The following is a 21,337-nucleotide window of genomic DNA, read 5'->3' as shown; positions in this document are numbered from 1 at the left end:
TGATTGAAAAAGAAGTCAATCCTCACTTTGAACACTTTTTGTTCGATTGGAATCAAAAGTTTCAGTTTTTAGTAGGCGGTTATGGCTCCTCCAAAAGCTATCACATTGCTTTAAAGCTGATTTTAAAACTGCTTGAGGAAAAACGAACAGCACTTGTCATTCGAGAAGTGTATGATACGCACCGGGAGTCGACCTACTCTCTTTTACAAGAAATCGTCAGCGATCTTGGCATCGATCATCTAGTAAAGTGCCGCAGTTCACCGCTTGCTCTCACTTTTCGCAATGGGAGCAGCATTTTATTTAAAGGACTGGACAAGCCTGAGAAATTGAAGTCGATCAACAACATCTCAATTATTTGGATTGAGGAGTGTTCCGAGGTTTCTTATGAAGGGTTTAAAGAACTGCTTGGAAGGCTGAGACATCCGGTTTTACCTCTTTATATGATGTTATCGACGAATCCCGTTGGTCAGGATAATTGGACGTACAGACATTTCTTTCGAGATGAGCAGCTGAAACGTTTTGTCCTTGATGACGAAACCTTATACAAACAGCGAACCATCGTGATAAAAGATACGTACTATCACCACTCAACAGCAGAAGACAATCTATTTCTTCCTAAAAGCTATGTCAAGCAGCTGGATGAGCTGAAAGAATACGATCCAGATCTTTATCGAATTGCAAGGAAAGGATACTTCGGTATCAATGGCACAAAAGTGTTTCCGCAATTTGAGGTCAGACAGCATGCTGACGTATTAGAAGCGATCGGGCAGATTGAAAGACCGCTGAAACGAGCGGGGATGGATTTTGGATTTGTCGAATCCTACAATGCGCTCATTCGGTTAGCTGTCGATCATGAAAAAAAGTACTTATATATTTATTGGGAATATTACGACCGCGGGAAAACGGATGATGAAACAGCTGTTGATCTGAAAGAATTTGTTGAATCAAAGGAACTCATTAAGGCAGACGCAGCAGAACCTAAAACGATTCACTATTTTCGGCAGCGCGGATTTCAAATGGTCGCTGCGCATAAGTTCCAAGGGTCACGTTTGCAATATACAAAGAAAATCAAACGATTTAAGAAAATCATTTGTTCTGATGCTTGCCCTTATACCATCTATGAACTTCAATCACTAACCTATAAGGCAGATAAGAACGGCCGCTTAGAGGAAGATGAATTTCAAATCGACCCACACACATTATCCGCCATTTGGTATGCGCTAGATGATTATGAGGTGACCGATTTGAAACAGACTGCTACAGAGCGTGTCCGTCCAAACCGAGAGAGGAGGTCCATACAATGAAACAATTAAAAGCAACGATTATGAAGGCCAACATGTCTGATCATACAAAACAAATGTATGAGGATGAATTTTCATACGAAAAAGATGACATTGTCCCACCGCCCTATCATATCAATGAATTAAAAAGCATGGCAGAATACTCAACGATTCTTCAGCAATGTATAGATGCGTATCGAACAAATATTTTAGGCTTTGGCTTTGGGGTGGAATATGCCTTTGATTTTAATGCGGAAGATGTAAAACCGGTCAAAAAGAAGACAGCCGAGAAGGAATGGACAAGACTCGAAGAGTTTACGAAATACATGAACTATGATGAGTCTGCTGACGTGATTCTTGGTTATGTCCTAGAAGACCGGGAGAAAACAGGAAATGGCTTTTTAGAGGTGCTGCGGGATGGACAAGGAAAGCCGGCAGGAATCGAGTATTTGGATGCACTCCATATCCGCATTTGCAAACTGAGTGAGCCAGTCGACGTCGAATTCCGCTACACAGAAAACGGCGAATTAAAGACGATGAATCGCAAGAAACGATTCCGAAAATATGTGCAGGTCATCAATGAGAAGAAAGTCTTTTTCAAGGAGTATGGTGATCCGCGCATATTAAATTGTGAAACAGGCAAGTACGATGATGCTACACCAGAACCACTTCAAGCAACAGAAGTCATTCATTTTAAAATTGGCAGTGGGACGTATGGGATTCCCCGCTGGATTGGCAACATCGTCAATATGTATGGCGCACGAAAAGCAGAAGAGCTGAATTATCTTTATTTTAAGCAAGGACGGCATGTACCTGGTGCCATCATTGTTGAAAACGGCATGCTGTCAGAGACTTCTTATCAGCAGCTACAAGATTATATGGATGATATTGAAGGCTCTGATCATGCGCATAAGTTTTTATTGCTCGAAGTAGAAGGGCTTCCGACAGAAAAAGGATTAACAGGTGAAGAAGATGTATCAAATGTCAAAGTGAACTTTAAATCCTTGGCGGAAATCCTGCAAGAGGATGCGCTCTTTTTAGAATACGATGAAAAGACGAGAAACAAAATCCGCTCCGCTTTTCGTCTGCCGCCTATTTACACAGGAGAGTCACAAGATTATAACAAGGCTACAGCAGATACCGCGCGAAAAACAACGGAGGAGCAAGTGTTTCAGCCAGAGCGGCATCTTATTACAGGGAAACTCAATACTCTTTTTCTCCCAGATTTAGATATTTGGCATGTCCGCTTTCTATTAAATGGTCCTGACTTTAGAGATCCATTAGAGATAGCGAAGGTTCTGACACCATTTATTCAGGCTGGGGCAGTATCGCCAAATGATTTACGAGATCTTGCGGGGCGTATTCTTGGTAAGACGTTAGAGGAATGGCCGGAAGAATTCTACCACCGACCTTTAGAAAGCCGCATAAAAACAGCTAATGGGCTGTCTCCATCCGAGTCAAACCAGCTGGAGAAATAAAAGGACGTGAGCTTTTTTTGAAAGGGGGTGAACATATGCCAAGGGAATTAAAAAACGCAAAAATTACACATGTTTCCTATGTGGACAAGGCCGCCAACCAAAAGAAATTTTTCTTGATGAAAGCAAAGAAAAAGCAGCCTGACTTTCAAAAAGAAGTCAGTGTCCTGACGAAGGCAGAGGATGCGCATCGCCTCGTATATGGCGTCGTGTATGAACCGAATACACCTGATGCACATCAAGACTTTATGTCGGCCAAAGAAATTGAAAGAGCAGCACACGGTTTTATGAAAGATGCCCGTCACATTGATAAACAGCATGATTTTCAAGATGGTGTTGGTGAAGTCGTCGAATCATACATTGCCCCAGCGGATTTTGAAGTAGGCGGGGAGCTGATTCAAAAAGGATCTTGGGTACTTGTGACAAAGGCATCACAAGATATTTGGGACCAAATTCAGCAAGGCCATATTACAGGCTACTCAATGGCTGGAACAGCAGACATCATCGCAATAGAGGAACACGATCAGCTCCTATCTCAAGAAACGAACGAGAGAGGGCTTTTTTCTTTGCTGAAAAATTTCTTTTTGAAAGAGGAAGGTGCAAATATGCCACAACAATTTTGGAGCGTTTTAGATCATCTGCTGGAAACGTTGCAGTCAAGTGATGGTGATGAGTCTAGCGTAAGAGCGGCACTTGAACAATTGATTCCAATCGTGCAGGATGTGTTGAAAACAAATGATGTCCTCCAAACGATTGGTGAAAGACCAGCATCCGTTCAAAAGCAAGATGCCGGATTAACGACTGATCAAGTACGCGAACTAGAAAAAGCAAAAATGGCCATCGACAACGTTTTACAAGCGGATAAACAAGGGACAGATCAAACAGGTGAAGAAGAACCTGTACAAAAAGTGCTGGAGCAAGTGGTTGCGCCAATTCGTCATCAGCTCTCTTCCTTAGAGAAATCAGCAGGCAGAGAAAAAGCAGCGATTCAGGAAGTGCTTCAGCAACAGCTACTGCCTATTTCAGAGCGGATACACATGCTTGAAAAAGCGCGGGGCATTTCTAAACAAACAAATCACGATACACAAAATGATATGACAAAGCCCATATGGGATGGCTTACTATAAGCCTAAATAAGGAGGAAAAAGTGTGAGAAATCAAGAGTTGATTCGCAAGGCTGAAATGACACTTGCCAGCTTAAAAACAGGCGGTCTCATGAACGCAGCCCAATCCAACACATTCATTAGAATGATGCAAAATACACCAACCGTTTTAAATGATGCACGTATCATTCCAATGGAAAGTGATTCACAAAAAATCGAAAAAATCGGCTTCGGTCAGCGCATTTTACGCCCAGCAGAAGAAGGCAAAGCGCTTGATGCAAAAGACCGTGTTGTCCCAGCGACAAGCACTGTCCAGCTCAATGCAAAAGAAGTCATTGCTGAGATCCATATGACGTACGACAGCATTGAAAACAACATTGAAAAAGACGGGATTCAGCAGACCATTATGCAAATGCTGGCGGAACGAGCGGCAGTCGATATTGAAGAACTGATCGTCAACGGTGATACAACATCACAAGATCCATTTTTAGCTCAAATGGATGGCGTACGAAAACAGGCAGTTTCTCATATTGTCGATGCGAATGGAGCGGAAATTAGCCGTCAAATGTTCAAACAAGCCTATAAAGCGATGCCGTCAAAATATTTACGTGTACCTCAGGATTTCCGTTTTTATACATCCCCAAGTTTAGAGGTCGAGTGGAAAGACCAAGTAGCAAACCGTCAGACAGGTCTCGGAGACGCGGCGATTCAAGGCGGACTTTCTTCTGCATTCGGTGTTCCGGTCAAAGGTCTTGCCAATATGCAGCCATATGATGAAGAAGGAACAGACGTATCAGATATTTTACTGACACATCCGAAAAACATTATCGTAGGGTTTTCTCGCAATATTCGTATTGAAGTAGAAAAAGATATTCGCAGCCGTAAGTTTATCATTGTTCTGACAGCGAAGCTCGACAGCAAATTTGAGGAAGAGGATGCTGTAGCCAAAGTAATGAAAGTGAAAGAGTAGGTGACAGCAGGCTATGATCATTTCTGCTGAGGAACTACAAGCCTATTCTGTATTTGATCGCGTGAAAAATCGTTCTGTAGAGAGACTAGCGGCAGATATTATTGAAGCAGAAGCAGCGGTATTTCAAATTGTCGGGCACGATTTTACACATGAAAAATATCAGCCCATTCCTGAAAAAGCAAGGATCGCCTTATTAAAAATGGCCCAGTATTTTGCCATGCTGAATGATGATGAATCCATGATGAAAGGCTTGACTTCAGAAAAAATGGGTGATTATTCATATGCAAAGGCAGCGGACAAAGTGAAAGGCAGACCTTATGTGTATGCCCTTCTTGTTGATTATATTGAACCTTCACTAACTGGCGGCAGCGCCAATTTAAAGGTGAGATCATTATGAGTTATGATTCTCTATTAACGGATCGCTGTGATCTTTTTCACTTAGAGAATGAGGAGGCAGTCCGCGGCAAATTTGGTATACCAGCAGGGGATCTGCAAACGGACCTCTCTTATCCTGATACACCAAGTATGAGAGATGTTGCTTGCTATGTTGTAGAAAAAAGCCAGTCACTCGTGCAAGAAGAACCGAATACAGTCATCTATCAGTCCTATCTCGTCCATTTCCCTTTAGCAAGCGACATTCGCTTGCATGACAAAATGGTGTGGAACGGCATCTTACTCAAGTTACAGCAGCCAAAAAGAGTGAAAAATCATCACATGGAAGTGATGGCCGTCAGAAAGGAAAACCTATGAAAATTGATGGACTTGACCGGCTGCTATCCCAGCTCCAACAGGCAAATAGTGGCGGCTTAACGGCGCAATATCAAGAGTGGTTACAGGAAATGGGCTTACAGTTTTTAGACATCATTCAAGATGAAATCATCAAAGAAAAGGCTGTTGATACAGGCCGTCTCCTCAATTCCTTTCAAAAAGGTGACAAGGAGAATCACTTTCTCACTTCCCGAGGCGGGCTCACGCTAGAAGTAGGGACACAGCTCGATTATGCCTCTTACGTGAATGATGGACATGCCATTTCTTCAAATGGAGAACGAAGATGGGTGCCTGGCAGATGGAACGGCAACCGCTTTGAATATGATCCGAATGCCAGTACTGGCATGATGCTTTCATCTCAATGGATTGAAGGAAATGGGTACTGGGATCATGCCGTCATGCTCTATGAACAAATGTTTGAACACTCGTTGGATCGAAAGCTTCAAAGCTGGATCGATCGACATTTTGGGAGGTGATGGAATGAATCAAGAAGTCGGGGCAATCATGCATTATATATACACACACTTTCCTGTGAAAATGTATGATCGTCTTCTGCCAGAGCGTTTCCAAGTGCCATCTGTTTATGTGCCGCCAGTGACTGTCATTAGTGGTCCAGATACAGTGTCTACTTTTATGAAATCTTATTCGCTGCAAGTGAAAGTGTTTCATATGGATACAGAAAAAGCGCATGATGCGGCGGAAACAGTCGTCGATGCATTGCTTGCTGATCGTCAAATCATTCAGATGATCAGTGAAGATGGAGAGGTGCTTGATGATTATGTCCGCATAAAAAGAGTGGAAACTAGAATCATAGATCAAGGTGTAGCAGCGATTGTCCTGACGTGGGATAGCAGCTATTGGTACAACCGAGATAAACAGCCAAGCCTAGAAGATATCAATTTTTCAGATGGGGTGATCAAACGTGAGCAAGACTAAAAAAACACAGCTCGATCAAACAGCGGGCGAAGAAAAAGAATTTGGCTTTTCATTTGAAGCCTTAAAAGAGCACAGCAAGGATCTTTTTGGGGTAAAACCAGAAATCCTTGAAGGTGCTCTTTTTTATATCAAACATCAACCAATTACAAAAACAGAAGCAAAGAAGCACATCGATGCTTTTTTGTCCAAGGAGGTTTAAAGGATGAACGGAGGCACTTTTACACCAGGTACAGAGAAAAAGCGTCCTGGCATTTACTTTAATTTTAAAACAACAGCAGAGCAGCGAATTACTTTAGGCGAGCGAGGAACAGTTGCACTTCCTCTTGTCATGAGCTGGGGAGAACCAAAAACCTTTATTTCCGTTTCCGATATGGAAGACTTAAATAAAAAGGTCGGGCTCAACATTGATGATAAGTCACTTCTTCTTTTCCGTGAAGCGAAGAAAAAAGCGCAAACGGTCTTGCTTTACCGCCTAAACGAAGGAGAGCCAGCCAAAGCGGAAATCGCAGAAAACTTTGTGGTCACAGCCAATTATGGTGGTCAAAAAGGAAATGAGATTACCATTCAAGTGGCAGAAAATGTACTCGACAGCACAAAACGTGACGTTATCACCTATCTTGGAACAGATATTGTCGATAAACAGGTGGTCACAGATGTCAAAGATCTTGTGAAAAACAAATACGTTCAATTTTCTGGTGAAGGCGAAGCGGTCATTACTGCTGGAGCGGCTTTAAGCGGCGGGAAAAACGGTGTGGCAAGTGTCGCAGATTATACAGCTTTCCTAGAAGCAGCTGAAACGGAATACTTTGATGTTATTGCACTCCCAGTCGATAATAGTGAGCAATTAAAAGCAACATTCGCGTCATTTATTGAGCGTTTACGTAATAAGCAAGGACGTAAGGTGCAAGGCGTTGTGGCTAACTATGCAGCTGATCAAGAAGGTATCATCAATGTCACAAGCGGTGTTGTTTTAGAAGACGGAACAGAACTCGCGCCTGCTCAAACAACAGCTTGGGTCGCGGGAGCAAGTGCAGGAGCGACTTTTAATCAGTCACTGACCTTTGTTGAATACGAAGGCGCAGTCGATACATTAGAGCGTCTTGATAATGATCAAGTAGAATACCGTTTATCACAAGGAGAGTTTCTTTTCACTTTCGATGCAAGAGACCGCACGGTGAGCGTTGAAAAAGATATTAACTCTTTGACAAGCTTCACGGTTGAAAAGAACCAGCAAATGGCGAAAAACAAAATCATCCGTGTGCTAGATGCAATCAACAATGATTTAACATTTGAACTGAAAAATTTGATTAAATTACGCAAAGCCAATGGCAATGACATTCCAGCATCTGATGATGGAGTGCAGCTTGTGAAAACACTGATTACACAGTATCTCACACAACTTCAAGATGGCAGCGGTATTACAGGCTTTAACTCAGAAACAGACATCGTCATTGGCCTCAATGAAGATCGTGATGGATTTATCATCGATTTAGCAGTACAGCCAGTAGACGCAGCAGAAAAATTCTATTTCAATGTGGAGGTGAAGTAAGATGGCTTTTAAAGCGCAAAATACAATCTCAGGTAAAGAAGGTCGTCTTTTCTTAGAAGGTGAGGAGCTTGCCTTTATCAAAACGTTTGAAGCAAACGTGGAGAAAAATAAATCAGAAGTGAACGTAATGGGCCGCCGAATGACTGGCCATAAAACAACTGGGGCAAACGGAACAGGAACGGCAACATTCTATAAAGTTACGTCACGTTTCGTTCAACTCATGCTCAACTATGTGAAAAAAGGGGAAGATCCTTATTTCACTCTTCAAGCGGTAATTGATGATAAATCATCAGGCCGAGGCACAGAGCGTGTGACATTATTCGATGTCAACTTTGATTCAGCTAAAATTGCTGGACTAGATGTCGATTCAGAGGCACTTGAAGAAGAAGTTCCATTTACATTTGAAGACTTTGATCTGCCTGAAAAGCTGAAGAATTCTTTCTAAGAAATGCGGAGGAAATTAGCTAATTAATTAGCTAAATAAAAACCAAATATGCTATAATGCAAATGTAATGAAAAATGAATGCATTTGTAATGCACATTGCAATAAATGACACACAAAATTATGTTTACATGCAAAGCGATTTGCATACAATAAAAAGAAGCCAGGATGCGCTAACATCCCGGCAATGTACAATGAGGCCCTTCAAGGGGCTGGCTAATCGAATAGGATGTTCAGGATAGACTTTCCCTTTCACCTACCAAAGCTCAAGGGGGAGTCTATTTTTTGTCTATATATGTCAACAGGGCAATGATAAATGACCCGAAAGCAAGCATTAACATCAGTGCTTGGAATGTTGACATGAGCATCACCCCCTTCCTATCGGGGATGAGCCAGACGCCCTTGAGCAAGCCGTTCAATTGTACGAGTTATATTATACATGAAAAGATTGGAAAGCACATTCAAAAAATGGATGTGCTTTTTTGTATTCAAAAAAACAAACAAAAGGGAGTTTTTAAACATGAGCGAAAAACAAACATTTGATCTTTCATTTTTTATGCCAGGACAAACAGTAGAAGCAGAAGAGGTCAAAGTACCAATTTCTAAGCGTTTTGTTGATAAAAAAGGGAATGTCATTCCTTTTGTCTTCAAAGCGATTACCACGGAACGTATTGATGAACTGGAAAAAGAAAACACCACGTTCAAAAATGTCAAAGGCAGAGGCCGCGTAAAAGACTTAGACAGCCAGCGCTTCTATGCACGAATTGCCATTGAATCGACGATTTATCCAGATTTCCGCTCAAAGGAATTAAGAGAAGCCTACAGCACACAAGATCCAGTTGAAGTTGCAAAACGTGTTTTATCTGTCGGCGGTGAATATGCAAACTGGTTAAACAAAGCAATTGAAATCAATGGATTTGAAGACGAAATTGAAGATTTAGAAGAAGCAGCAAAAAACTAATAAAAGATGGGGATAAGGAAGCGGTGTTTTTATATTACGCCATGCATGAGCTTCACTATTCTCCATCAGAACTCCTCGATTTATACGAAGCACCAAGACAATTTAAGGCATTCTTATTCGGACTCATCAGCTACAAACTCGACATGCTAGAAAAAGAAGCAAAGAAAGGAGGGAAATAAACTGGCGAAGCTCACTGCACGATTTGAATTAGAAGACAAAGTATCAAAGAAGCTGTTGCGCATTCAAAAACGATTTCAAACGTTTGAGAAGCAGCTCAAACCATTTAGAAAACCGGTGAAAATAAGCCTGGAAATGGATGAAAAGAAGCTAAGGAACCTCAATTTATCGATTAGAAGGTTATCTGTATTATCCATGAAGCTAGATCAAGGAATCTATCGTGATCTCAAATCATTAACAAACCAGCTGAACATGATACCGAAACAGATGGTCATAACCATTCAAGCAAAAGGACTAGATGTCATTAAATCCAGTATAGATCGCTTGAAACAATCACAAGCAAGTCCAATCCTGCTGACGTTCAAACTGAATGATCAGTTGTCAGGAAAAATGTCATCAATCAAAAAATCAATCCTTCAGCTCATGAACAGAACGTACTATATGAGATTAAACATGGTTGACCAAGCCACCGCTGCCATTCAACGAATCAAAAAGACACTCAAAAGCTTGACAATGGCTAAACATGAGATCAGAGTGTCTGTTCAAGACAATGCAAAGAGTAAGTTGAAAAAACGAGATCAGGCAGAGTCAGTTGTGAAAGAAAAGAAAATCAAAAAGAAACCTAATGCGACAGCTGCTACAAAAACGCAGGAAAACAAACAAAGCTGGCTGGGGAATTTGGGGAACAAGGCGTTAAAAGAAATTGAAAAATATGCAGGTGACGTCTCAGATAAATTGAAGGAAAAATTAAGCCCTAGGAAATTTTGGGATGAAAAGGCGCTACCTTGGATTGAAACGAAAATAGACGAATACAAGCAAGAAGTAATCGGACGAATTCGTGAGAAAATTAAAATCAATCCTGAAGAGTATCTAGATAAATGGTTTAACAAAGGATTAGATTTGATCCTTGGTCCGAAAAACCAATCGAGCGAAAACAACACTAACTCATCAGCTCAAAATCAAACGACAGAAACCCCAACAAATCCAACTCCTAATACGCAGCAAAATAATCGAAATGGAAAAGGTTTGTTTCGTAGTAGTTGTTGCCCTTGTTGTGCTCGTGGTTTAAGTAGGCGTGGCTCTAATAGGACAAGAAATAGAAATGGTCGTTCACAAAGACAACCCTCAAATCCTACCGCCACAACAAGAACGGAGAGGTATAGAAGACCTCAAGGTAGATTAGGAAAACTTAAAACAAGTGCAGGTAAGATTTTTGAAAAAGTACCTAGTGGATTGAAGAAAACCACAGGTATAGTAGCCTCTGTAGCCGGACTTGCGGGCTTGATGAAAGGTAGTGGGGGGCTAAGTGGATTAGGAGATGTACTTAAAAATATAGGAAAAGGAAGTAGCCAGCTTTTAAAGAGAGTGCCTATCTTGGGGAACTTATTAAGTGCTACAGATTTGATAGGAACAACGAAAGAAAACGTTGGAGAAAAAGTAGGTGGATTCTCTGGAGGGCTTGCAGGAGGAATTAGTGGAGCAGCAATAGGCCAAACTCTAATTCCTATACCGTTTGTAGGAGCTGCTGTTGGGGGTGTTGCTGGGAGCATCGCCGGAACTTTAGGTGGATCAAAACTTGGGGAATTATTTGATACCTCAAAATTAAAAGAGAATATTTCAAATACGTTATTTAGTGAGGATTGGTGGAGTGAAAAGTGGGGAAGTGTTAAAACCTCCGCAGAGAAATCTTTAGGGAACTTAAGTGAAAAATGGGAAGATATAAAAACAACAGCATCTAATACACTATTTAATTCAGAATGGTGGGCAGAACAGGCCGGGTACGTTACTGGAGCTTTAGAATCTACTGTATTTAATGGAGAATGGTGGAGCGAGAAATGGGATGCTATCAAGGATTGGACGCAAGAAAAATGGGACGGTGCAGTCGAGATATGGAATTCTATCACAAAAAAACTTGGTGAGACCGTTTTTAACGGAGAGTGGTGGGGAGAAAAATGGGATAGCGTAAAAAAATGGACCAAAGAAAAATGGGATGGTGCCGTTGATATATGGAACTCAATTAAAGGAAAAATCCGTGAAACTGTCTTTAATAAAGATTGGTGGGGCGAGAAGTGGAATGATGTAAAAAATTGGTCAAAAAATAAATGGGAACAATCAAAAACAATTTGGTCAGCTGCAAAAGCAACTGCTTCTTCTACCCTATTTAATAAGAACTGGTGGACAAATAAGTGGAATGATGTAAAGTCTTGGGGTAAAAATATTTTAGGAGATACATGGGATTTAATTAAAACTAAAGGCGCGGAAGTTATTGGTAAGCATATTGTGAAATTTGAAAAAGGTCGGGAAAAAGGTCGGAAAGATTTTAAACCTGATCAAAAAGCCACAGGCGGCTATATCACCCAACCTACCTTATCATGGATTGGTGAAGCAGGTAACGAATTTGTCATTCCAACTCAAAATAACCGGGGACGCGGGAAGATGCTGCTTGCACAGGCTGCTTCTCATCTTGGAATGTCTGTTGTGCCAAGCAGCAGCGGAGCAGCAAGTCCAGTTTCTAGCTCTTCAGCTCCAATAACGCCTAATGCTCCAGCAGCTCCAAATACTTCTGCCGGTTCGATTGGTGGAACGGTTTCAATGAATGGAAACATCCAATCTGCCAGCATAGGCGAGCAATTTAATCATGATTTTGAACAAGGGCTGAATCAAAAGGTGGTTTCACTTGATCAATGGAAGCAAAAAAACATTCAGCAGCCATTTAATCAAATGACATCAGATTCAGGAAAGTACGGACAACAAACGGTATCGGCATTTGCTACTGGCCAGCAAATGACACCAACAGGAACTGACAGCTTTTTGCAAAGTCGTGTAAAAGCACCATACCAACAAGTGATGACAGCATCACCAACTTGGGGTTCTGGAACTGTTAGTGGCTTTGCAACAGGCCAAAATGCCACATCAATTGGCACAAGCCAATACGTAGACCAACACGTCAAACAACCATTCCTGCAAGCCAAACAAGAATCACCAGGATGGGGTTCAGGAATGATCGACGCCTTCAATAGCGGCATGCGTTCAAAAGCAAGTGAAGTCACACAAGCTGCCAAAGAAATGGCGAAGAAAGTGGAACAGGCGTTTAGAGAAGAACTAGACATTCATTCTCCTTCGCGTGTCATGATGAGTCTAGGGAAATTCGCATCGATCGGTGTCGTCAAAGGGCTCGATTCAGTTGATGTGAAAAAGTTTGCTGAAAATCAAGCGGGTTCATTAATCGGAGCGTTCAGCGGTATGGGTGCTTCAGGTCTTAGTGTTCAGCAATGGCTCATGGCAGCTCTGATGGCGACTGGCACATCGATGAGTTGGCTTCCAGGTCTTATGACAATCGCTCAGCACGAATCAAATGGTAACCCGAAAGCCATCAACTTGTGGGATTCCAACGCCAAGAAGGGAACGCCTTCTAAAGGGTTAATGCAAACCATTGGACCGACCTTCCATTCCAATAAAGGCAAGGGCATGAATGATATTTGGAACCCAATTCATAATGCCGTAGCAGCCATTAACTACATTAAGGGCAGATATGGAACAGTCTTCAATACACCGGGATTACGGAGTATGAGAAGAGGCGGTCCTTATAAAGGCTACGCCAATGGCGGTCTGATTACTCAGGAGCAGGTAGCTAGAGTCGGTGAAGGAAACAAACGCGAATGGATTATTCCAGAAGAAAGAGGCATTCGCGGGAGATATTTATTGACGCAGGCAGCAAAGGCACTTGGGATGCAAGTCTATGATCCATCAAATGCATCTGCTCCTTTACCAGAATCACAGATGCAGCAAGTCACCTCAGCACAGTCAGCTGGGACTGCAACAACGTCTGGTAATAAACAAATCACCATCCAGTTCAATGGTGATCAGCATTTCCATAATGGACAGGATCAGCAATCGCTTGTCGAAAAAATTAGACAAATGCTTGTAGACGAACTGGAAGTAGAGCTTCAGACAGGAACGAAAGGGGTCGTGATCGATGGGTAAATCAGTGTATCAATTGTGGATTTCCCAAGGCAAGGAGAAGTTGCGATTCCCTGTGCTTCCATCCGAACTTGAGATCACAAATAATGTACAAAATGAAACAGTGAAGGTCTCCTCCTTTGGAGAACTGACTTTTATTGATGTACCATCGGCTAAACAAGTATCATTCACCTCATTATTTCCTAAGAAATATTCGCCAATTGCTGAATATAAAAGCATTCCATCACCAGAGAATGCAATAGCGAAAATTGAACGAATGATGCGTTCAAAGAAGTCTGTGCGACTGATTGTTACAGGGACTAAAATCAACATGACGTGCAGCATAGAGAGCTTCACTCACAAGGAAGGGTCTTATGACATAGGGGATCGTGAATTTACGATCGCGTTAAAGGAATATAAAACCGCATCGCCTAGGAAAATCAAACGAAAGAAAAAAGCGAAACAAACCAAAAAGAAAAGACCCTCAAAAACACCACCAAAATTGTACACTGTCAAAAAGGGAGATACTCTGTGGGCCATATCAGGCCGTTTTTATGGCGATAGTACAAAATGGCGGCGTATTTGGAATGCCAATAAAGCAGCGATGATCAAACGAAGTAAACGCAATATTAAACAGCCGGGACATTGGATTTTTCCAGGGCAAAAATTGAAAATACCACAATAGGGGGGCTGACATTGATTGAGCTTTTTGCCATCAGAAGCGGCACGATGTATGAGCTTGTCACAGAGAGTGTGACACTTCAGGGGCAAAGGTATCAGGCCCCTCGCTCTATTCAGGCGAATATTATCACAAAGCAAGGCAGTCAAACATATTACCGTGTCTCAGAAGGAGACACGGTTCTTTTTAAATGGAAAGGAAAAGAGCTGTTCAGAGGCATCGTGTTTTCTAGGACGCCTGTTGAAGGAAAGCTGACCTTTACCGCATACGATATGCTCCAATATTTAGTGAAAAACCAAGATGTATATGTTTTTTCAAATCAACGGGCAGATCAAATTTTGAGGCGGATCGGGGCAGACTTTCAAATTCCTATGACATCCATCGCAAATACAGGACATGTCATGAAGTCTCTCGTTTTTAAAAATGACACGAGTCTATATGACATCATTTTAAAAGCATTGAAAGAAACGAAGCGGCAAACCGGTAGAAATTATCAAATTTATTCTGCTAAAGGCAAGATGGGGCTGAGAGCTTGGCCCGATCCAGAGGACGTGTGGGTCATTGAATCAGGCGTCAACCTCATCGGTTATCAGTACAGCACCTCCATTGAAGAGACAGCAACACGTGTGAAGATGCGCACGTCTGTAGACGAACAGGGGAAGAATAAGAAAAAAGGTAGCAAATCAGATATTGTGGTGATCGAACAGGACAAAGCGGGTCAGAGTCAGTACGGCATTTTACAGCATGTGGAGACGGTCACAGGTCAAATCAACCAGCCGCAGCTTCAAAAAAGAGCGAAAGTACGCCTAGCTGAAAAAAAAGGCGTCAAACAAGAAGTGAAAAGCATACAAGCACTAGGAATCCCTGAACTGCAAAGCGGTCTGCCAATCTATTTGAAAATCCCTGAAATCAACATCAAAAAAACCTACTGGATCGATCAAGACAAACATGAATTCAATGGAGTGAAGCACACCATGACAATTGACGTCGTTGAGAAAAATTCCATGCCAAAGGGTGATCAAGCATGAGATTAAGTGAAGCAATTAAACGACTCGCTGTCAATGCAGTAGATGCAGCTTCTCCAATTGATCTGGTGATTGGAGAGGTCACAATGGCTTCGCCTCTTCACATCCGATTAAATGAGAACAGTAAGCTGATCATTCCAGAAGAACTGCTCATTTGGCCTAAACGCTTAAATAAGGGTGAGGATGATGAGTTGAAAAAGGGAGACAGCATTATGGTACTTGCAATGGCAGGAGGGCAGTCCTTTTACATCATCGACAAATTGTAAGGGAGGTGATGAATGTGGCACTTTCACCAGAGGAAGAAATCGAGGAAACAGAAGAAGACGAAGAGGTAGAAACCTCGACGACGTATCGCATAGATTTTGAAAATGGTAGGCTGACAAATGAAGCCATTACAGGCATTGAAGCGATCCGTCAATTTATTTATATGACATTGAGAACAGAGCGCTATGCACATCCCATTTACAGTCACGACATTGGTACTGAAATTCAGGAGCTATTGACCGATACAGAAGCAACAGATGAATACAAAGAAATGGAGATTCCAAGATTGCTAGAAGAAGCATTGGTCGTTGATGAGCGGATTGATCATATTGAAGAGATAGAGGTCACGAAGCAAAATGATGCTTTTCAAGTCAAACTAGCCATTGTCACAGATGAAGGCACATTAGAAATAGAGGAGGTGATGGAGGGAGATGTTTGAGGAGCAAACGTATGAGGCGTTGATGGAAAGAATGCTGGACAGGCTGCCAGATGACATAGATAAAAGAGAAAACAGCGTCATTTGGAATGCCTTGGCACCTGCTGCTGCTGAACTGGCTCAGTCGTATATTTGGCTTGATCAAGTATTTGAGCTTGTCTTTGCTGATACAGCACAGGGGGAATTTTTAGATCGACGAGCAGCAGAAGTGGGGATTGAACGAAAGCCAGCCACCAAAGCGGTCTGGTCCGTAACCATTCAACCAGAGAACGTAAACATTCCAGCAGGATCAAGATTCTTTATTGAAGATGTTTATTTTCAATTTTCAAAGGACGGTACACTAGAATGCGAGACAACAGGTACAGCTGGCAATGGGCAATTAACAGGTCAGCCGCTGCTATCGCTTGATACCATTCCGGGTCTAGAGTCGATGATCATGAAGGAATTGGTGATACCAGGGCAAGAGGAAGAAGATGATGCGTCATTATACGATCGGTATTTAATACGCGCAAGGCGAGAGGCTGTCAGTGCCAACAGAGCACATTACAAAAAGTGGGCCGAGGAAGTGGTTGGTGTCGGCAGAGCGAAAGTGTTCCCGCTATGGAATGGAGAGGGAACGGTCAAAATTGTCATCACAGACGGCAATCTAGATGTAGCCTCTGAGCTTCTTGTCAAAAGGGTCCAGGAGTATATCGATCCTGTACCGGGAGAAGGAGAAGGGCAAGCTCCTATTGGTTCAAAAGCAACCGTTGAAAGCGCCAAGTGGCTGGATATTGACATAGAAGTGTCCGTCGAACTTCAGATGGACTGGACACTTGAAGGTGCGCAAAAAGAAATAGAAGAAAAGGTCAAAGCACTGTTAAAATCAATCGCATTTGAAAAAAGTACGATTCGAATGTCCGCTTTAAATGATATTTTGTACCATTCAGAGAGTGTGTCCGATTATGCAAACGTCTTATTGAATGGGGAGTCAAAAAACTTAGTATTACAGGACATTGAGATACCACGTCTGAGGCAGGTGAAGGTTATTGAGCAAACTTAATGAAATGAAAAACTACTTACCGCCTTATTTCACGGAGATTTATGATGTGGATCATTTACTAAAGACGGAGGCGCCAGAGTTTGAACAATTGGATGAATCCATTTTTGATGTAACGGATCAATTTTTCCCTTTAACAGCGACGTGGGGATTGAATCGGTGGGAAAGAATGCTCAAGGTGCAGCGAGAGTCAGATGATTCGATTGAGCTGCGCAGGGCGCGATTACTTAATATGATGTCGAACATTCCACCAATTACGTATCTGTCATTAGAGAAATCTGTGAATCGATTTCTTAAAAATCCGAGTGCGATCATCCGACTTACAACCAACCGTTATCATTTTGCATTGCGTGTGAACCTGGATGACCTGCAAAACACAAGATATATCGTCGAAATACTCGAAACGTTAAAGCCAGCACATTTGGCGTATACGTTCACCGCCATTCATCATACCGATGTTCATGAAACAAATGATCATCGTCAGCGGCTCACACTGCGAAGCAGAGTGGGCTTTTTCGATCATATTCCAATTGTACTCAATGGTGAATTCGTATTAAATGGAACGTTCTATCTCAGCGGGATACGAGGTACTACAGAGGTCCCTGCTCGTTTTCGGCATTCATTAAAGATGAGAATGCCGCTTCAACAAGAGAAAGAAACAGCATATCGTATGAATTATGTCATGACTGGAGCATCGCATGAAACGAAGCAAGCAGCTACGCTGACTTGGCGCGCAAAGAACCAGCTTTCACATCGCATGAAAAAGAGGATGACGTTCCGCTTACCGGTACATGTTCAAAATGAACAAGGCGGCAGTTTACTAATCAAGGAGCATTACTGGATTCTCGATGGATCCGTTCCACTTGATGGATCAAAAATGCTGGCAGCAACTTCTAAAAAAATAGACCTATAAGGAGGATCACAATGGCTGATCAATTAACCGTAACCACACTATATGCACGTCAACAAATGGCAAAGGCACGAGCAGAAGGAACAAAACTCACAAAAGTCGTCAAAATGGCATTCGGAAATGGAGGAACAAAGGATGGAAAACCGATCTCTCTTGACGGAACCGAACAAGCACTCAAAAAAGAACTGATTCAAAAAAATATTGACTCGTTTACCTTCATGGAACCGGCAAAAATCCGCTACACCTGCACCATCGCTGAAGGAGAACTCGCAGGCGAAGTCATCAATGAACTAGCCCTTGTCGACGAGGCCGGCAAATTCACCGCCATCCGCACCATGACAGACAAACAAAAAGACGGCGACATCGAATTTGTTTTTGAGATTGATGATATTTATTAATGGAGGCGAAAAGAAGTGGACATAAAATCACCTTTACCGTTTGAAACCTCTGACAAAGCCCATGCCAACTTATTTAACAGGATGGTCCACACACTTGTGGAGAACGATAATGCGCTCAGTAAACAAATAGAAGGAATCACAAATGAAAGCTTGTTCATTTTAACAGGCGATCAAGCCATTCAAGATGCATCAGTCAGCGGTGAGGAATATCCGATTGGCATTACGTTGATGGCTATAGCGAATGACACCGGATACCCTACAAAATTAGGTTTTGTGAAGAACGAAAAAATGAATGAGTATCGTTTTGTACAATATTATTATGGCAACGGTAATGAAACAAATAGTTATTTTACTAGTACTGGTATTTGGTTTAGACAATGGTATATCGCCTCTGGGTGGACCGAGTGGCACAAAATCTCTGGCTTTCTTCATGCGAACATTGGTACAACTGGTAAGCAGTTGCTTAATAATGCTGAGCGACAAAAGATCCTTTTTAATCGAAAAATCAAAGATAGTCACAATAATTTTGATATAAAAAATAGTCGTTTTATTTGTCCGGAAAACGGAATGTATCTAGTAAACGCTGGAGTCTATATTGAGACGGTTCAAATGTATGCGAATTTTGAGCTGTCTATCTTTTTAAATGGCAAAAATTATAAAAATATATCTCATTATAGACATCTCCCTGCCACACCCTCTGAAACGGCAAAACTTGATATAGGTTTATATGGGGCTGCGAATGTGCCAGCGAATAAAGGAGATTACATTGAAATTTACATGTATATAGGATATGCGGGAAATTCCGATCGTTATATATCTGATAATTCAGGTTGGTACAACTATTTCGACATTACAGAATTAGGCGGCCGAAATTTCCCGAGAGTTTAGGAGGAGTCAGATGATTTTATATGAAGCCATTAAGTATAAATACCCCGCTGCGGACCCGCAAAAAGATTTTGAACTAAGAAATGACGGCGACGGTTCGTATATAAACGAGTGGCATTTAGATGTGCCAAAGCCAACGGCAGAAGAGTTGAAAAAATGGTGGGAGGAAGCCCAAGTCAACCCGAGGTATCAACCACCTCTTCCACTAGATTATCTAGCACAAGAAGTAGCCAAAGAAAAGCTAGTGAGAAAACAGCTTGAACACCAATGTGACCTTCTAACAAATGAACTAAAGGCGCTAAAGAATGAGATCCTTTTCATTAAAGGAGAGAGTGAAACATGAATTATTGGGTTATGGCATTATATTTCCAATGGGTAACACCTGAATTAGTCAAAGAAGCAGTTGAATTAGGTGATTGTTCGATGGAAGATCTAAATGCAGGATACGAGCAAAGGATGCTCACTTTAGAGCAGCTGCAAGAAATAAAACAAGCATCAAGAGTGAAAACTGAATAGAAATAAAAGGACCATACCTGATTTTTCAATGACATGTTAAAAGCACTACTTGAGAATGATATTGGAATATTAGAGCAGTTCTTAAAACATACAAATGATGCGAGAATACAGCAGCTAATACAGAAAAGCAGAAATGTGATGATTCACAGAGTGATTAGATAACATTATATAGTGGAAGGAAGCGTATAGTGATAATAGATTTGAAAGGAGAATGATCATGGAGATTAAGACACCACGCACTTTTAAAACAACTGATAAAGCCCATGCTGATCTATTTAATGACATGGTTGAGGCATTTCTTGACAATGATGTGGGTCTATTAGAGGCTATCAATCAACATATGATAGATACAAATCCACATGCTTCTGAAGCAGAAAAGAACAAATGGAACGATTCTCAGGGCTATAAAATTACAGCGGATAATGGAAGTCATTTAATTAATGTGCGAGCTGATGCTAGGATTTTTGATTCGATAAAAGGGAAAGGAACGTGTACTTTTTATGCAGCTTCTGGAGTCGAAGATTCCCCATCAAATCTTTCATTGAGAGGATTACAGACAGTAGGTCAAGATAACATTGGTACTGGCTTTGCTGTAGATATTGCTGGTAATGCTTATAGTTTTTACTATAATGCTGCACATACTACTATTAACTGGACAAAGCTCCCGTCAAATGCTGAAAGAAATAAATGGAATGATGGACAATTGTCTAAGATTACTTCAGATAATGGAGGGGTGATTCTATCTGTTTCAGATGGTGAAGATTTACTTGAAAAGATTGTTTCTTTAGGCCCGAAGCATGGTACATTTTATGCCACAGGTAAAGCATTAAACAGCCCAACTACAAGATCATGTCGTGGTATGTATCATTTTACTTCTCAAGATAGTAATGGAAAAGGTACATTTGGATGGGTCATAGCAATAGATTATAACAATTACATGTATACAAATTATCTTGATTTAAATTTGGGGTGGCAAGGCTGGAAACGTGTTTTAACAAAGGAGGATATGGATAATACTTCTTTTGTTGATACGTATGATCTCGATAATTCTTCTGTATCAGCCGTTGAAAATGTTCCAACAAAACTGAATTTTGGTGATACAAGATCAGACGATTTAGGAGAGTATAATCGTTCGCGAGCTGAAATTACACTGAAAAATAATGGTCTGTATTTAATTAGGCTTTATCTTAATAGCAATAACATTCCTGTTGGATCAGATAGCATTTTGTCATGTTATGTGAATGGTACAGAATTTCAACGATTAGGTAATTGGAATCCTGTTATTTCATCAAGTATATGTGTATTGTACCTTCAACAAAAGTTTAAAGCGGGGGATAAGTTAACATTTTATATTACTCCCAAAAACACTGGAAGAACTATTACAGTAAATAGGGCTTATGTTACCTTGTCACAGCTAAGATAGAATTATTTGAAAAATAAAGTGTGTGTGCAAATCGGTGGAAGCTGTCGTTCAAAACTTAATGACGTTCACTTTTACCAGATTCTGTTTTATGTGTTCAATACAACAAAGGAACGAGAACAGAAACTCAATGCACAATACATG

General features: G+C 41.4%; 26 protein-coding genes. 25 read left to right on the top strand and 1 reads right to left on the bottom strand.

Going from position 1 to position 21,337, the window contains the following annotated elements:
• Positions 1–2: 2 nt before the first annotated feature.
• Genes MKY11_RS15050 through MKY11_RS15000 form a run of 11 tightly spaced genes read left to right on the top strand, consistent with a single transcriptional unit; the run spans position 3 to position 8,526 of the window.
• Positions 3–1,304: a PBSX family phage terminase large subunit gene (locus MKY11_RS15050; protein ID WP_342502114.1), complete on the top strand. Its 1,302-nt coding sequence runs from the start codon at positions 3–5 to the stop codon at positions 1,302–1,304.
• Positions 1,301–2,758 (top strand): phage portal protein, encoded by a 1,458-nt coding sequence (locus MKY11_RS15045; protein WP_144679261.1) that lies wholly within the window; start codon positions 1,301–1,303, stop codon positions 2,756–2,758. Before MKY11_RS15050 ends, MKY11_RS15045 begins: the two co-directional genes overlap by 4 nt.
• A 35-nt stretch (positions 2,759–2,793) precedes the next feature.
• A complete protein-coding gene (locus MKY11_RS15040) occupies positions 2,794–3,882 on the top strand; it encodes an XkdF-like putative serine protease domain-containing protein (RefSeq protein ID WP_061420044.1) in 1,089 nt (362 codons plus the stop codon).
• Positions 3,883–3,904: 22 nt separating this feature from the next.
• Entirely contained in the window at positions 3,905–4,828 is a 924-nt protein-coding gene (locus MKY11_RS15035; protein ID WP_008344119.1) for a phage major capsid protein, read from the top strand.
• A 13-nt stretch (positions 4,829–4,841) separates the two neighbouring features.
• Positions 4,842–5,225 (top strand): DUF3199 family protein, encoded by a 384-nt coding sequence (locus MKY11_RS15030; protein ID WP_024719690.1) that lies wholly within the window; start codon positions 4,842–4,844, stop codon positions 5,223–5,225.
• Complete coding sequence (locus MKY11_RS15025; RefSeq protein ID WP_342467559.1) at positions 5,222–5,578, top strand: YqbH/XkdH family protein; 357 nt, start codon at positions 5,222–5,224, stop codon at positions 5,576–5,578. The genes MKY11_RS15030 and MKY11_RS15025 overlap by 4 nt, the downstream gene beginning before the upstream one ends.
• Positions 5,575–6,072 carry an HK97 gp10 family phage protein gene (locus tag MKY11_RS15020; RefSeq protein ID WP_056702586.1) on the top strand — a complete coding sequence of 166 codons (498 nt, stop codon included), beginning with the start codon at positions 5,575–5,577 and terminating at the stop codon, positions 6,070–6,072. Before MKY11_RS15025 ends, MKY11_RS15020 begins: the two co-directional genes overlap by 4 nt.
• A 4-nt stretch (positions 6,073–6,076) precedes the next feature.
• Positions 6,077–6,532 (top strand): DUF6838 family protein, encoded by a 456-nt coding sequence (locus MKY11_RS15015; RefSeq protein ID WP_041091933.1) that lies wholly within the window; start codon positions 6,077–6,079, stop codon positions 6,530–6,532.
• Positions 6,519–6,731: a hypothetical protein gene (locus MKY11_RS15010; protein ID WP_008344108.1), complete on the top strand. Its 213-nt coding sequence runs from the start codon at positions 6,519–6,521 to the stop codon at positions 6,729–6,731. Before MKY11_RS15015 ends, MKY11_RS15010 begins: the two co-directional genes overlap by 14 nt.
• A 3-nt stretch (positions 6,732–6,734) precedes the next feature.
• A complete protein-coding gene (locus tag MKY11_RS15005) occupies positions 6,735–8,081 on the top strand; it encodes a phage tail sheath family protein (RefSeq protein ID WP_024719687.1) in 1,347 nt (448 codons plus the stop codon).
• Between the two features lies 1 nt (position 8,082).
• Positions 8,083–8,526, top strand: a complete 444-nt coding sequence (locus MKY11_RS15000) for a phage tail tube protein (protein WP_003213309.1) — start codon at positions 8,083–8,085, stop codon at positions 8,524–8,526.
• Positions 8,527–8,801: 275 nt separating this feature from the next.
• Here MKY11_RS15000 and MKY11_RS14995 read toward each other — a convergent pair whose 3' ends face one another.
• Positions 8,802–8,891, bottom strand: a complete 90-nt coding sequence (locus MKY11_RS14995) for a putative holin-like toxin (protein WP_072368332.1) — start codon at positions 8,889–8,891, stop codon at positions 8,802–8,804.
• Positions 8,892–9,043: 152 nt separating this feature from the next.
• Here MKY11_RS14995 and MKY11_RS14990 point away from each other — a divergent pair, with 152 nt between their 5' ends.
• The 14 genes from MKY11_RS14990 (at position 9,044) to MKY11_RS14925 (ending at position 21,196) form a co-directional block, all read left to right on the top strand.
• Positions 9,044–9,484 (top strand): phage portal protein, encoded by a 441-nt coding sequence (locus tag MKY11_RS14990; RefSeq protein WP_012011040.1) that lies wholly within the window; start codon positions 9,044–9,046, stop codon positions 9,482–9,484.
• A 41-nt stretch (positions 9,485–9,525) separates the two neighbouring features.
• Complete coding sequence (locus tag MKY11_RS14985) at positions 9,526–9,663, top strand: hypothetical protein (protein ID WP_008344097.1); 138 nt, start codon at positions 9,526–9,528, stop codon at positions 9,661–9,663.
• Positions 9,664–9,718: 55 nt separating this feature from the next.
• A complete protein-coding gene (locus MKY11_RS14980; protein ID WP_342501569.1) occupies positions 9,719–13,645 on the top strand; it encodes a transglycosylase SLT domain-containing protein in 3,927 nt (1,308 codons plus the stop codon).
• Complete coding sequence (locus MKY11_RS14975; protein ID WP_025207870.1) at positions 13,638–14,306, top strand: LysM peptidoglycan-binding domain-containing protein; 669 nt, start codon at positions 13,638–13,640, stop codon at positions 14,304–14,306. The genes MKY11_RS14980 and MKY11_RS14975 overlap by 8 nt, the downstream gene beginning before the upstream one ends.
• 11 nt (positions 14,307–14,317) lie before the next feature.
• Positions 14,318–15,328 carry a hypothetical protein gene (locus MKY11_RS14970; protein ID WP_017367933.1) on the top strand — a complete coding sequence of 337 codons (1,011 nt, stop codon included), beginning with the start codon at positions 14,318–14,320 and terminating at the stop codon, positions 15,326–15,328.
• Entirely contained in the window at positions 15,325–15,591 is a 267-nt protein-coding gene (locus MKY11_RS14965) for a DUF2577 family protein (RefSeq protein WP_039169977.1), read from the top strand. The genes MKY11_RS14970 and MKY11_RS14965 overlap by 4 nt, the downstream gene beginning before the upstream one ends.
• 14 nt (positions 15,592–15,605) lie before the next feature.
• Complete coding sequence (locus tag MKY11_RS14960; protein ID WP_024719684.1) at positions 15,606–16,028, top strand: DUF2634 domain-containing protein; 423 nt, start codon at positions 15,606–15,608, stop codon at positions 16,026–16,028.
• Positions 16,021–17,067, top strand: a complete 1,047-nt coding sequence (locus MKY11_RS14955) for a baseplate J/gp47 family protein (protein ID WP_007500587.1) — start codon at positions 16,021–16,023, stop codon at positions 17,065–17,067. The genes MKY11_RS14960 and MKY11_RS14955 overlap by 8 nt, the downstream gene beginning before the upstream one ends.
• Positions 17,054–17,977, top strand: coding sequence for a YmfQ family protein (locus tag MKY11_RS14950; RefSeq protein ID WP_274660890.1), 924 nt, complete (start codon positions 17,054–17,056; stop codon positions 17,975–17,977). The genes MKY11_RS14955 and MKY11_RS14950 overlap by 14 nt, the downstream gene beginning before the upstream one ends.
• Positions 17,978–17,988: 11 nt before the next feature.
• Positions 17,989–18,372, top strand: coding sequence for a phage tail protein (locus tag MKY11_RS14945; RefSeq protein WP_017359000.1), 384 nt, complete (start codon positions 17,989–17,991; stop codon positions 18,370–18,372).
• A gap of 15 nt (positions 18,373–18,387) precedes the next feature.
• Entirely contained in the window at positions 18,388–19,260 is an 873-nt protein-coding gene (locus MKY11_RS14940) for a hypothetical protein (protein WP_274660889.1), read from the top strand.
• A gap of 10 nt (positions 19,261–19,270) precedes the next feature.
• On the top strand, positions 19,271–19,600 hold the full coding sequence (locus MKY11_RS14935; protein WP_274660888.1) for an XkdW family protein: 330 nt from the start codon (positions 19,271–19,273) through the stop codon (positions 19,598–19,600).
• Positions 19,597–19,773 carry a phage portal protein gene (locus MKY11_RS14930; protein WP_017367927.1) on the top strand — a complete coding sequence of 59 codons (177 nt, stop codon included), beginning with the start codon at positions 19,597–19,599 and terminating at the stop codon, positions 19,771–19,773. Before MKY11_RS14935 ends, MKY11_RS14930 begins: the two co-directional genes overlap by 4 nt.
• Positions 19,774–19,990: 217 nt before the next feature.
• Complete coding sequence (locus MKY11_RS14925) at positions 19,991–21,196, top strand: hypothetical protein (protein WP_342501568.1); 1,206 nt, start codon at positions 19,991–19,993, stop codon at positions 21,194–21,196.
• Positions 21,197–21,337 lie beyond the last annotated feature (141 nt).

It is taken from the genome of Bacillus sp. FSL W7-1085, from assembly GCF_038595035.1.
Taxonomy (GTDB): domain Bacteria; phylum Bacillota; class Bacilli; order Bacillales; family Bacillaceae; genus Bacillus; species Bacillus altitudinis.
This window is presented reverse-complemented; position numbering and strand designations above follow the sequence as displayed.